General features: G+C 34.3%; 11 protein-coding genes. 6 read left to right on the forward strand and 5 right to left on the reverse strand.

Annotated elements, in window-relative coordinates; genetic code table 11:
- The first annotated feature begins 5 nt into the window (after nucleotides 1–5).
- The 3 genes from GZ212_RS08145 to GZ212_RS08155 all read left to right on the forward strand — a co-directional run bounded on the left by GZ212_RS08145 (nucleotide 6) and on the right by GZ212_RS08155 (nucleotide 5,287).
- Entirely contained in the window at nucleotides 6–2,528 is a 2,523-nt protein-coding gene (locus tag GZ212_RS08145; protein ID WP_166958852.1) for a PIG-L family deacetylase, read from the forward strand.
- Nucleotides 2,529–2,637: 109 nt separating this feature from the next.
- A complete protein-coding gene (locus GZ212_RS08150) occupies nucleotides 2,638–4,320 on the forward strand; it encodes a sodium:solute symporter (protein WP_166958854.1) in 1,683 nt (560 codons plus the stop codon).
- Nucleotides 4,307–5,287, forward strand: a complete 981-nt coding sequence (locus tag GZ212_RS08155) for a Gfo/Idh/MocA family protein (RefSeq protein ID WP_166958856.1) — start codon at nucleotides 4,307–4,309, stop codon at nucleotides 5,285–5,287. Before GZ212_RS08150 ends, GZ212_RS08155 begins: the two co-directional genes overlap by 14 nt.
- Nucleotides 5,288–5,329: 42 nt before the next feature.
- Here GZ212_RS08155 and GZ212_RS08160 read toward each other — a convergent pair whose 3' ends face one another.
- The 4 genes from GZ212_RS08160 to GZ212_RS08175 form a co-directional block, all read right to left on the reverse strand.
- Nucleotides 5,330–5,875 (reverse strand): hypothetical protein, encoded by a 546-nt coding sequence (locus GZ212_RS08160; RefSeq protein ID WP_166958858.1) that lies wholly within the window; start codon nucleotides 5,873–5,875, stop codon nucleotides 5,330–5,332.
- A gap of 137 nt (nucleotides 5,876–6,012) precedes the next feature.
- On the reverse strand, nucleotides 6,013–7,944 hold the full coding sequence (locus GZ212_RS08165) for a helix-turn-helix domain-containing protein (RefSeq protein ID WP_166958860.1): 1,932 nt from the start codon (nucleotides 7,942–7,944) through the stop codon (nucleotides 6,013–6,015).
- Between the two features lie 173 nt (nucleotides 7,945–8,117).
- Nucleotides 8,118–8,663, reverse strand: a complete 546-nt coding sequence (locus GZ212_RS08170) for a hypothetical protein (RefSeq protein ID WP_053971951.1) — start codon at nucleotides 8,661–8,663, stop codon at nucleotides 8,118–8,120.
- Between the two features lie 159 nt (nucleotides 8,664–8,822).
- Nucleotides 8,823–10,757, reverse strand: a complete 1,935-nt coding sequence (locus tag GZ212_RS08175; RefSeq protein WP_166958862.1) for a helix-turn-helix domain-containing protein — start codon at nucleotides 10,755–10,757, stop codon at nucleotides 8,823–8,825.
- Nucleotides 10,758–11,000: 243 nt separating this feature from the next.
- Between GZ212_RS08175 and GZ212_RS08180 the strand changes: the two genes are divergently transcribed.
- Together GZ212_RS08180 and GZ212_RS08185 are read left to right on the forward strand one after the other, a co-directional pair.
- On the forward strand, nucleotides 11,001–11,474 hold the full coding sequence (locus GZ212_RS08180) for a hypothetical protein (protein ID WP_166958864.1): 474 nt from the start codon (nucleotides 11,001–11,003) through the stop codon (nucleotides 11,472–11,474).
- Nucleotides 11,464–11,664 carry a helix-turn-helix transcriptional regulator gene (locus GZ212_RS08185; RefSeq protein ID WP_053971948.1) on the forward strand — a complete coding sequence of 67 codons (201 nt, stop codon included), beginning with the start codon at nucleotides 11,464–11,466 and terminating at the stop codon, nucleotides 11,662–11,664. Before GZ212_RS08180 ends, GZ212_RS08185 begins: the two co-directional genes overlap by 11 nt.
- Nucleotides 11,665–11,718: 54 nt before the next feature.
- Here the strand turns inward: GZ212_RS08185 and GZ212_RS08190 are convergent, their stop codons facing one another.
- Nucleotides 11,719–12,567: a DUF2911 domain-containing protein gene (locus tag GZ212_RS08190; RefSeq protein WP_166958866.1), complete on the reverse strand. Its 849-nt coding sequence runs from the start codon at nucleotides 12,565–12,567 to the stop codon at nucleotides 11,719–11,721.
- A gap of 223 nt (nucleotides 12,568–12,790) precedes the next feature.
- Here GZ212_RS08190 and GZ212_RS08195 point away from each other — a divergent pair, with 223 nt between their 5' ends.
- Nucleotides 12,791–13,447, forward strand: a complete 657-nt coding sequence (locus GZ212_RS08195; RefSeq protein ID WP_166958868.1) for a TetR family transcriptional regulator C-terminal domain-containing protein — start codon at nucleotides 12,791–12,793, stop codon at nucleotides 13,445–13,447.

The following is a 13,447-nucleotide window of genomic DNA, read 5'->3' on the forward strand; positions in this document are numbered from 1 at the left end:
AAAACATGACAAGAAAACAACTCGTCTCATCCTTTTTGGCATTATTTATCTGTGGATTGACATTTGCTCAAAAACCTTCGAAGCCCAATGCATCAGAAATTTATAATTCTATTAAAAAACTAAATTTTTTAGGATCTGTATTATATGTCGCAGCACATCCTGATGATGAAAATACCAGATTAATCTCTTATTTTGCTAATGAAGTGCATGCGCGAACTGCCTATCTTTCCCTAACTCGAGGGGATGGAGGACAAAACTTGATTGGACCAGAAATAAGAGAACTATTGGGTGTCATTAGAACCCAAGAATTACTTACGGCCAGAGAAATTGATGGAGGTGAACAGTTCTTTTCAAGAGCCAATGACTTTGGTTACTCCAAACACCCTGATGAAACGTTGGCCATTTGGAATAAAAAGGATGTTTTAAATGACGTGGTTTTAGCCATTAGACAATTTAAACCAGACATCATCATCAATAGATTTGACCACCGGTCACCAGGAAGCACCCACGGTCATCATACAAGTTCTGCCATGTTGAGCGTAGAAGCTTTTGATCTTACCAATAATCAAAGTCAATTTCCAGACCAGTTGGAAGCGACTTCGGTTTGGCAACCAAAGCGCCTATTTTTCAACACTTCTTGGTGGTTCTACGGCAGTGAGGAGAAATTTGAAAAAGCTGATAAGTCAGGAATGATGGGATTTGATATTGGCACCTACTATCCTACTCTCGGTTTAAGCAATTCTGAGATAGCTTCTTTAAGCAGAAGCCAACATAAATCTCAAGGTTTTGGAAATACTGGGACCCGCGGAAGTCAAATGGAATACGTAGAACTTATTAAAGGTGACATGCCTAAAAATGGTGATATCTTCGAGGGCATCAACACGACTTGGGGTCGGGTAAGAGGAGGCGAAGCCATAGGTGGTATTTTAGAAGAAGTGGAAAGAAATTTTGATTTCACTAATCCGTCAGCTTCTATCCCACAATTAATAGAAGCTTACAAGCTTATCCAAAAGTTGGAAGACGCCCATTGGAAAACACTTAAAACTGCAGAGATCAAAGATATCATAGCTGCTTGTTCTGGTCTTTATCTGGAGGCTGTTTCCAGCGACCAACATGCAACAGCAGGGGAAACAGTTCAACTCAATATTGAAATTATCAATAGAAGTAATGAACCCATAAAATTGGTCAGCTATGAAACTAACAATCATAAAGTTTCAAAAAATGTTTCTTTACAAAACAACCAAAAACTAGAGTATAAAGAATCTTTGGCAATTGGCACAAATCAACAACCTACCACTCCTTATTGGCTCACTAAAAAAGGGAGTTTAGGAATGTATAATGTAGAAAATCCTGATTTAATTGGGAAGCCAGAGACTCCAAGGCAATTCAACGTATCCTTTAATTTAGAGATCGAAAACACGCCCATCTCATTTCAAAAAGCTGTCGTGTATAAAATGAATGATCCTGTAAAAGGAGAAGTTTATAAGCCTTTTGAAATTGTACCCGAAGCAGCAGCAAAAATTGATGAAAAGGTGCTTATCTTTAATACAGACCAGGAGATGGAAATACCGGTTACAGTAACTTCTGGAAAGAATAATTTGGATGCTTCTGTTACTATAGCCCATCCAAAGGACTGGAATATTTATCCAGAAAGCCAAAACGTTCACATTGACTACAAAGGGGAGTCCAAAACCATTTTCTTTAAAGTTATCCCACCCAAAAATGAAAGTGAGGGATTAATGACCCCTATCGTTAAAGTAGGAGATCACACCTATACTAAGGAATTGATTGAAATCGATTATGAACACATTCCCTATCAAACGGTGCTTTTACCCAGTGAAACTAAAGTCGTAAGGTTGAACATTCAAAAAATGGGACAAAATATAGGATACATTGAAGGTGCCGGGGATGTAGTTCCTGAAAGCTTAAGACAAATTGGGTACGAAGTCATTACCATTAGTCCAGAAGATATTACAGAAGAAACATTAAGCCGATTTGATGCCATCGTTGTTGGTGTAAGAGCCTACAATACCATTGAAAACCTGAAATATAAACAAGATATATTATTTGATTTTGTTTCAAACGGAGGTAATATGATTGTACAATACAATACCAGCCATCGTTTGGTTACCGATAACCTAGCACCGTTCTCCATTCACTTATCGAGAGATCGAGTTACCGATGAAAATGCTAAAGTATCTTTTATTGATAAGGAACATGCGCTTTTAAATTACCCTAATAAAATTTCGGAAAAAGATTTTGAGGGCTGGACGCAAGAACGCGGTCTTTATTTTCCAGATTCTTGGGACAAAGAATTTACCCCCATTCTTGAAATGCATGATAAAGGAGAATCTAAAAAGAAAGGAAGCTTATTAGTTGCCAAATATGGTCAGGGTTATTATATCTACACCGGGCTGAGCTTTTTCCGTGAATTTCCGGCTGGTGTTTCTGGTGCCTATAGATTGTTTGCCAACATGCTATCAATAGGAAAAACCAACATACAAAACCAAACCTCATTAAATGATTAATATGGAACCGGAAAAATCGCATAATCGATGGAATAACCTTTACACCATAGTTTTGGTTGCTAACGCCATTTATATTCTCCTGTTTTATATCATCATGAAAACGTTCTAAATGCAAACAATTGATTGGATTATACTCATTGGAACGTTATTGACAATAGTCATATATGGCAGCTTAAAAACTAAGGGAAGTAAAAATGTTCAAGATTATGTAAGAGGGGGTAATAGCTCACAATGGTGGACCATCGGTCTATCTGTTATGGCTACACAAGCTAGTGCCATTACATTTTTATCCACTCCGGGACAAGCCTTTCACGATGGAATGGGCTTCGTTCAATTCTATTTTGGCCTTCCCATTGCTATGGTTATCATATGCATGGTATTCATCCCTATTTATCACAAATTAAAGGTTTATACGGCCTATGAATATTTGGAAAGCCGTTTTGATGTTAAAACTAGAAGCCTTACAGCCATTTTATTTTTAATACAACGCGGATTGGCAGCTGGAATTACAATCTATGCTCCAGCAATCATACTCTCTGCTGTATTAGGTTGGAATCTTACCTACCTAAATATCATTATAGGTATTTTGGTCATTGTATACACTGTAACAGGCGGTACTAAGGCCGTTAGCGTGACCCAAAAACAACAAATGGCTATTATTTTTATAGGCATGTTTATTGCCTTTTTTGTCATTTTAAGTTATTTACCTGAAAATATTACCTTTTCAAATGCATTAGAAATTGCAGGGGCAAGTGATAAAATGAACATATTGGATTTCTCCTTTGATTTTGAAAACCGATACACAGTTTGGAGTGGTCTTATTGGCGGTACATTTTTAGCTCTCTCCTATTTTGGAACCGATCAATCCCAGGTGCAACGATACTTATCTGGTAAATCCATGCGAGAGATGCAATTAGGATTAATATTTAATGGTCTTTTAAAGGTTCCTATGCAATTTTTTATATTGTTAGTAGGTGTCATGGTATTTGTTTTTTATCAGTTCCATCCTTCTCCTATCAACTTTAATCCTGCAGCCAATAGCACCATAGAAAACTCAAAATATTCCGAGGAATATAAGGCTTTAGAATTAGATCAAGCTAAAATATTCAACGAAAGGGAACAAGCCATACAAGAATATGTAGTCACCAAAAGCCCAACTCTTATTCAAAAAATCCATGACTCAAATGCTGCCGATGAAGCCAATCGAAATGCAGCTAAAGACCTTATTGAAAAAGCTGCCGCTGACCGCTTAGTAAACATTGAAACCAATGATAAAGATTATGTTTTTATTCATTTTATCCTAAACAATTTACCTAAGGGTCTCATTGGATTGTTATTGGCTGTAATATTATCTGCAGCTATGTCCAGTACCGCGAGTGAAATAAATGCCTTAGCCTCCACCACTGCCTTAGATATCTATAAGCGTAGTTATGCACCCGACCGAGATGAAGGTCACTATGTCCAAGCCACCAAATGGTTGACTTTAGGCTGGGGAATTATGGCCATTATTGTTGCTTGTATTGCTAATCTAGCAGAAAACTTGATTCAATTGGTTAATATTATAGGTTCCATTTTTTACGGAAATGTTCTAGGGATCTTTTTATTGGCTTTCTTTTTTAAAATGGTAAAAGCCAAAGCAGTGTTTATTGGAGCTATAATCACCCAAATCATTGTTATTCTTGTTTGGTGGTTAGATTGGATGCCGTACCTTTGGTTAAATCTATTTGGATGTATGGTGGTCATTCTTCTGGCCTTAATTTTACAAACAACTCAAAAAAATGACATCAAATAAAACAATCAATTGGGGAATTATCGGTTTAGGTAAAATTGCTCATAAATTTGCCACTGATTTGCTTACGCTCCCCAATACGAAGTTGTTGGGAGTAGCATCCCGTTCACATGACAAAGCGGTTGATTTTGGAAAGAAATTTGGTGCTCAAAAGACATATGGAAGCTATGAGGACCTAGTTAAAGATCCTGAAATCGATGCGGTATACATAGCGACACCTCATGTGTTTCATAAAGAAAATTCGATACTTTGCCTCCAACATGGAAAAGCTGTTCTATGTGAAAAGCCATTTGCAATGAATTTAGAGGAAGTAACTGAAATGATTCAAATTGCGAAGGATCACAACACCCTCTTAATGGAGGCGCTGTGGACATATTTTCTTCCCCATTTTCAATTTGTAATTCAGCAAATTGAAAACAAGACTTTTGGAGAAGTGTTGGAATTGGAGGCCGATTTTGGCTTTAAAGCTAATTATGATGTAACCTCTAGGCTCATTAAAAAAGATTTGGGAGGTGGTAGTTTATTGGATATCGGTATCTACCCTATATTTGCAGCCTTATCCACCCTAGGTTTTCCTAAAGACATAGAAGCAGAAGCAACCTATTTTGAAAATGGTGTAGATTCCAGCTGTACCATGACTTTTAATTATCAACATGGCACGAAAGCCATTTTAAAAAGTACATTGCTAGAAGATACTCCAACTACGGCAACCTTTCATTGTGAAACAGGAATAATAAAATTAAATTCTAGATTTCATGAACCGTGTACCGTGACAATGTCTCCAATAAATGGTGAGGAGAAAACCTTGGATTTTGGTTACAACACCATTGGCTACTCTTTTGAAGCACAACATATAAATGAACTAATACCAGGAGGATTAAAGGAAAGCCCTATCATGAATTTTGAATTCAGTAAAAGATTAATAACATTACTAGACCAGGTAAGAGATAGGATTGCTTTAAAATATTGAGAGCCTGCTATGAATAACAGACTCCCAACATTCCTTGGTTGGTTACAGAAACTCGCCTTTGTTATTTACTTTTAAAGTTTTTCTTTGATATCCTTTTTTAATTTCAACTTCATAGTAAGTGTCAATTGGTTGATTGAGCTCATACATGGCATAAAATTTTGTTTTTTCCAAAGTCCACTCTGGATAAATATAAAAAATAGACCGAATTACTTGGTTAGGAATTCTGATATCTGAAAAAACTTCTTCCGTTTTAATAATTTCGCCACCTGAATTAAAATGAGCAAATATATAGCCGTAATCGGACTTAAATTTGACTTCAAAACATGTTTGTTGTCCCGTAAATTGTTTTGAATTTTTACAATTGTACATGGCTACATGTTTTCTCATCATCAAAATATGCTGAGCGATCCTACTTGTTTTCATTTTATGAAAGTATTCTTTATGATACATTTTTAAAGTACTAGATCTCTTAAATTTTGGCAGCTCCAGTTTATCGGTATTTACTTCAGCAATTAATCGTTGAGAGTGAATTTCGCCCATCCCAATTAAAAAAAGTAATAATAACAAGTAATTTGAAAAGGTTTTCATGACTCTAGGATTTAAATTGATTAATAATACCCCAAAGCTCATAAAAGACATGTTGCACTACTTATTAATATTGTTGCAATCGCGAGTCTTTTGTTTAAAAAATCTATTTAAATTTTAATTATAAAATGAAGAACCTTTTAAATCTCCATCGACCTGTAATCTCCCAATTGGAGCTTTTTTAAGATTTGAAGAAACCTAGTTTCATTCCTTAGATTTTTAAAGTGAGGGTTAAATTTTGTTGAAAACATTAAAATGTTTTTATTTTCCAAAGCCACCTCTAACCAATCAAGAGCTTTTTGATGTTCCCCTATAATGGCATATTTTTCGGAAATCCAATAAGCATTAAACGGTATGGACTCAGAATTGGGGTTTTTAATAGAATATTCATTCAACCACCGATGAATTCCAATAATACCATTTTCCTCAAAAGCTCTTTTCATGGGCTCAACAAGCGGTTGCTGTTCTGGATGTATGTTCCAACTTTCCTCCAAAATACCCATAGCTTTTTTATCTTTTCCTGTGTTTGAATAAATAAGAAATTTTACCCAATAACTAGGTAGGTAACCTGGGTTGGCCAATTCTGATATAGATGCTTCCTTTAAGGCATTTTCATAATCTCCTAATTGCATAAACAACAAAGCGCTCAAAATATGAACTTCAAAAGAATCTGGATAAATAGATTTAGCCTGGTTTATAAGAGTTCTCGCCTTTTTAAAATTCCCCAAAGTAAATATGGTATAATTGGCATATATACAATAGGCTAAATAGTTGTTAGGATTTAACTCTATAGATTTCTTAAACTCTTCATCGACTCTTTCCCAATTCCAATCAAAATACATAAAATACTGACCTAATACACGATGGGGATCAGAAAGATTTGGATCCAGTGCAATGGCCTTTTGTGCATATTCAAACCCTTTTGATATTTCATCTTCAGAGGGAGTTGGCCAATTTTTCCCAAACATTATTTCAGCAAGTCCGGAATAACCTAAAGCAAAATTAGGATCCAACTCGATACTTTTTATCAAATAGGATTCTGCCAATTTATTAGTTTTAAGATTAAAATCGGATAAATAAAACCGGGCCTTATTGTAGTAGCGATACGCTTCTAAATTGTTTGTTGGTGTTTTATTGAAATGCTCCATATTTGAAGCAGAAATCATTAAATGCAATTCTTCTACAATCAATCTTGATATTTCACTTTCTAAAATGAACACGTCAGAATACTTTCTGTCAAAATTCTGCGACCATACTTGTACATCATTCTCTGCATCTGTTAAATGAACCGTGATTTTAACTCGGTCTTTAACTCTCTGTACAATTCCGTCTACCAAATAATCAACATTTAATTTATCGATCAATTCCTTGTGCGGAACCTCCTGTTTGATCAATTGGGATATGGATTGTTGAGATCTTACTACAAGTTCATTGATTGAAGATAGATTGTATATGATATCTTGCCTCACACCTTCAGTAAAGAAATCATTTTCTTTTAAATCACTTAAACTTTTAAAGGGCATAACTGCCACTGTTTTTTTGAATTTATCAGGGACGCTTACGTTTGAAGTTTCAAATCCTTGGGTTTTCTTTTCTTCGTTATTTAATAGCTTTACTCCTGCTATACCCAAAACAACTATCAAAATACCCGATAATATCAAAGCATACTTACTTTTATTTGATAGGGTAAATGGGAATAATCTTTTAGGAGTATCAATTTCAATTTCTTCCTTAGATTTATTTTTCGCTTCTCCAGGTGTAAACCCAAAATAACTTTTAAAACAGGTGTTAAAATAAGATGGACTGTTAAATCCAACTCTATAAGCAATCTCTGAAGCCGTAGCTTCATCCTTTTGTAGCATTTCCAATGCTTTTTTTAACCGAAACGCATTGATAAATTGACTTGTAGACTTTCCACTTAACTTTCGGAGTTTTCTATGCAATTGGGACCTACTAATCCTTAATTCCTTGGCCAAAATTTTAACGCCAAAATTTTCATTCGCCAAATGCCTCTCTAAAATTTTTTCTAGACAGTTCAAGAAATCTTGTCCTGATTGGTTTGCAGTAGACATTTTAAAAAATTAATTAAAACGCTTGGATATAGGACTTAGGGAATTCTATTTCATATAATTTACACTTTTTTCTCCATTAAATAAAATATTGAAAAACATTCCTTAAAAGAATGTCTAAATATTTTTACTAAAAAAGCCTGCGAGGTCGCAGGCTCCGAACGTTTTTTGATTGATTAAAGAAACTCCCCTTTACTATTTACTTTAATACTTTTAGTCTCATCCCCTTTTTGAATTTCAACTTTATAGAAAGTTGTATTGGGTTGATTTTCCATATATTGTGAATGATACTTCACTTTGGTTAAAATCCATCCTGGATAAACATAAAAAACGGTTTGTCTTACCCGCAGTGGAATTTTTACATCCTTAAAAACTTCTTCAGTTTTTATAATTTTTCCATTTACATCATAAGTCACTAAAATATACCCCTTCTCGGACTGAAATTTTACCTCTGAAGTTTGACTTAATACATCAAAGTTTTCATTTTTTCTATAATCGTAATTGGAAACATACTTTCGTAAATTTTGTATGTGTTTGGACATATTGATCTCTTTAGTTTTTTTCAAATAAGTGGCATGTAAGACACTTGTTCGTGAAGATCTTTTTATTTCAGGAAGTTCATAATTAGACACATTCACTTCTGTCAATAAAGGTTCGTTTTGAGCCATAATTAAATGACTTGATAAAAAGATGGCAAATAAGGTAATTGATAAGGTTTTCATGACTTTTGGATTTAATGATTAATAGTTATCCAAAGGTCATCAAAGATTTGTTGCACCACATATCTTAGAAGTTGCAATGCTTTAAACCATTTAAAAAGTGTTGAAATTTTATTTGAAACACTTTAAATTATGTTTCAGGGATTAAAAAATAATAGAAAATTAGGTTTTTAAGGGCTCATAATCACCCAAACCTAGCTTTTCTAAAATATGAAGAAATCTAGGTTCTTTTCTTAATTTTGAGAAACAGGCGTGATATTTTGTTTTAAACATATCGGCATTTTGCTCTTCTAATGCCGTTTCTAACCAATCCAATGCTTTTTCATTCTCCCCCATAGACGCAAATTTCTCAGCCACCCAATAGGCATTAAGTTGAAATGATTCAGAATCTGAGTTATTAATATCTGAATCATTAATCCATTGGAACACCCCATTAACACCATTATTTTCAAAGGCTTGTCTCATAGGAGGAATGTTGGATTTAAATTCAGGATAAAGACTCCAACCTTCTTCCAACATTTTTATGGCCTCTTCCTCTTTCCCCATGGCTGCATAGATTTTAAACTTTACCCAATAAGACCAAAGATCTCGCGGTACAACAAGTTCAGCCATAGTTGCATCCTCCAGGGCATTATCAAAATCTTCCAATTGTAAATATAATTCGGAACTTAAAACGTTAGCATAAAATGAATTTGGATAAATTCTTTTAGCACTATCGAGTAAATCCCTAGCTTTATCAAAATCACCCAAGGTGTAAAAAACATATTGCGCATACATACAATAGGTCTCATAATTGTTAGGATTAAGCTCTAAGGATCTCTCAAACTCCTCCTCTACTTTTTCCCAATCCCAACCATAATTCAAATAATACCACCCCAAGACCCTATGAGGCTCAGATAAATCTGGATCAATTTCAACCGCTTTCATAGCATACTGCTTTCCCTTAACTAATTCATCATAGGAAGGTGTGGGCCAACTTTTCCATAAATAAATTTCAGCTAAACCCGAATAGCCTAAAGCAAAATCTGGATCCAACTGTATGCTTTTATTTAAATATGTTTCTATCAATTCAAAACCTCCTTCAGAAAAATCACACCAGTAAAATCGCGCCTTATTATAGTAATTAAAAGCCTCTAAATTATCAGTTGGAATTTTTTCGAAGCGTTCCATATTCAGTGGTGAAATCAAAAGATGAAGTTCCGTAGCAATCAGACGAGATATTTCACTTTCCAAAATAAACACATCAGCATATTCCCTATCAAAATCCTGAGACCACATTTGCACGTCTTGCCTTGTATCAGTTAAATGGACTCTTATTTTCACACGATTATCAATTCTTTGTACACTTCCACCTACCAAATAATCAACATCCAACTTTTCTACCAGTTCTTTATTTGACAGCTTTTGATCTAAAAGTTGGGCCACAGATTGCTGTGACCTTACTACGAGTTCATCAATTTTGGAAAGATTATCTAAGATGTCTTGCCGCATCCCTTCTGCAAAAAATTCATTTTCTTCCAAATTACTTAGGCTTTTAAAAGGTAACACAGCGATTGTTTTCTTGGGATAGTCCAATACATTTTGGTTAGGAACAACTTCTTTACCAGGAACCTCTTTCCCTTTGTTTATAAGTTTAACACCCGAAAAGCCAAGAACGACAACCAAAATTCCTGTTAGCACTAAGGCGTAAACTTTTTTCTTTGGAGATGGCCTATGAGTAGTAGGCTTAACTAAGTTATTAAAATCAAGTTCCTCTGTTGTTTTATATTTAGTTTCTCCCGGTGTAAATCCGAAATAATCCTTGAAGGAGGTATTAAAATAAGTAGGACTATTGAAGCCAACCCGATAAGCAATTTCTGAAGAGGTAACCTCATCATTCTGAAGCATTATTAAGGCCTTTCTCAATCTAAACTCCCTTATAAATTGACTGGTTGATTGACCACTAATATTTTGAAGTTTCCTATGAAGTTGTGACCTACTAAACCCTATTTCTTTAGCAAGCTCATTTACTCCAAACTTCTCGTTCTCTAAGTTTTTTTCAAGAATTTCTTCTAAACACTTTATTAATTGGTGTCCCAAATGTTGCTTACCAGACATTTTAAAAAGTTTAAATTAAAACGCTTCGATTTAGGACTCAGGGAGTGAAATATGCTATCTAATTTAAGCATTTTTATCCATTTAATAAAACTTTTTAGTCGGTCTTAAGATAGCATTATCCCTTTCCAAATTAAGCATAGTTGACTTCATTGTGATAAATATTTTTTACAAAAAGAATATTTTATTTTACTTTATGTAAAGTTTTCTTTACTTTTGAATTATTCAATCAAAAATCGAACAGTTATGAAAACTTCTTATCTATTCCCAAACCAATTTAAGATATTGGGTTGGCCCCTGTTTATTACAGGTCTTATTCTAGGCATTATCATTGATGTCAACAATCTTGAAAATGACTTTTTTACCATCAAAGTATTGTCTATTTACCAAAGTGGTTCATTTCTTTCTTCTGAGTCTGGTTTTTTTAAGCTTATCGAGAATGATATTTTAGATGAATTAGCAGCATTAGCAATCATTATTGGAGGTCTTATCCTTTGCTTTTCAAAAGAAAAAATTGAAGATGAGTTTATTGCCAAACTGAGAAAAGACTCTTTAGTTTGGGCCTTCTTGGTTAATTACATTGTCCTAATCCTAGCCATAATTTTTGTATATGATCTGACCTTTTTTAGCGTCCTTATTTTCAATATGTTTACCCCTATTATTATTTATGTCTTTAGATTCCATTTCTTAAGATTAAAGAGCATGAGTCATGACGAATAATTTAAAAGTAGAAAGAGCAATACACGATATGACCCAGGCAGATCTGGCAAAGGCCATTGGGGTAAGCAGACAATCCATCAATGCTATGGAGAAAAACAAATACGTGCCATCCACAGTACTAGCCTTGAAAATTGCCAAACTATTCAAAAAACCAGTGGAAGCCATATTCATTCTGGAGGAAACAGACTAAAAAAAAGCGCAACTTTTAAAAGTTGCGCTTTCTTATTTTCCTAATATGTAATTATTACATGGCCCCCCACTCTTTTAGGGAATCCATGTTCATTTTTACATAGTCATCGTTACCAGCTTCCTTTGCAGCCTGCATAGATTTTTTAGCTAGACCAATAGCACCATCCTTATCTCCTGCTTTTGCATAAATCAGAGATTGTTGTCTGTATTGCCAGAATTGAGGCTTTTCATTCATAGACATTGCCTTATCGATCCATTCCTTAGCTTGTTCGATATCCTTATTTTCAGAATAATAATAAGCCGCTGCTGCATAGTAATCATTGGCCTTAGGCGATCCACTCAAAGCATCATTGATAGAAGCCATAACTTTTTTATCAGTTGGTACTGTAAATGGCACAGCCACATAAGTTTTTTCCCAAATAAACTCTAAGGTAGCTTCAGAACTTTTAATATTATTGATATCCATGGTAAAAGTCTCCACATTGAATGGTATTGGATGCACTTGAGCCTTAGCTATAGCAACCACTTTACTTTCATCCCATTTTTCAGGATTTCCCCAATTATTGGTATCTGAATACAAATAAATTTCCCATAAACTTTCTCCTGGCTTTGTAAAGATGGCATAAGAACCAGCTTTTACTTCATAACCAGCTACTTCTACATCATCACTAAAGGTAATGATTGAGTTTTTGTTGGCTCCTGTTCTCCAAATTTTTCCGTAAGGAACTAAATCCCCAAATACCGTTCTTCCTTTGACTCCTGGACGTGAATATTCCAAAGTAACTTGAGTTAATCCCACGGGCTGCTCCAATTTAGCCGTTGGACTAGGTTGAGGGGTTGAAACTTGTGCATTCAAACTTACGGCAAGCATAAGTCCTACTGCTGATAGTAATATTTTTTTCATTTCTAATTAGTTAAAATTATTGTTAACAAATATAAAATTACAAAAAATACGACTCACTATTTTGTTAAGAAAAAGGTAATTCTTTTGGGGTCTACTGGATTTTTAAAGAAATTAAAGGAACTAAAATCATAGTATAAGCTTTAAAATAGCATTTTGAGTTAAATTTTGTTTAACTTATTTAAATAATAATTAAACATTTTGTAATTTTACTAAAAACATTGGAATGGCAAAAAAAAAGAAAATAACCTTGATGCATTTAATAGATGCCTATATGGATTATGTACTTGAATTTGGAAAAGAACCCACTTCGGTACATAAATTTGGGAAAGAACATAACATTGATGAATCTGAATTTTATCAACACTTTAGTTCTTTTGAAGCCCTGGAAAAAGAGATTTTTAACCAATTTGCGATACAAACACTCGCAACATTAGCCTCTAGTAAGGAGTATGATACGTACGATGCTCGAACCAAATTACTTAGCTTTTACTTTACTTTTTTCGAAAATTTAACAGCAAATAGAAGCTATGTAACCTATGCCCTCAATAAACACAAAAACAATATTAAAAATTTAAAGTGCCTATCAGCTTTAAGAGAAACCTTTATTGATTACATAGAGTCCCTAGGAATTGAAACCCTAGATTTTAAAGAAGAAAGAATTGAAAAAGCAAAGAAACGCTTTATCGGTGAATCGGCATGGGTACAATTACTTTTAACTATGAAGTTCTGGATGGAAGACACTTCCAAAGCATTTGAAAAAACAGATATTTTTATAGAAAAATCTGTGAATACCAGCTTTGATATTCTAGATACCACGCCACTAAAAAGCATTGTAGACCTCGGGAAATTTCTTTTTAAAGAAAAAATGCCCATGAAATAA

This window comes from Mangrovimonas sp. CR14, assembly GCF_011764015.1.
In the GTDB taxonomy this organism is placed as follows: Bacteria; Bacteroidota; Bacteroidia; order Flavobacteriales; family Flavobacteriaceae; genus Mangrovimonas; species Mangrovimonas futianensis.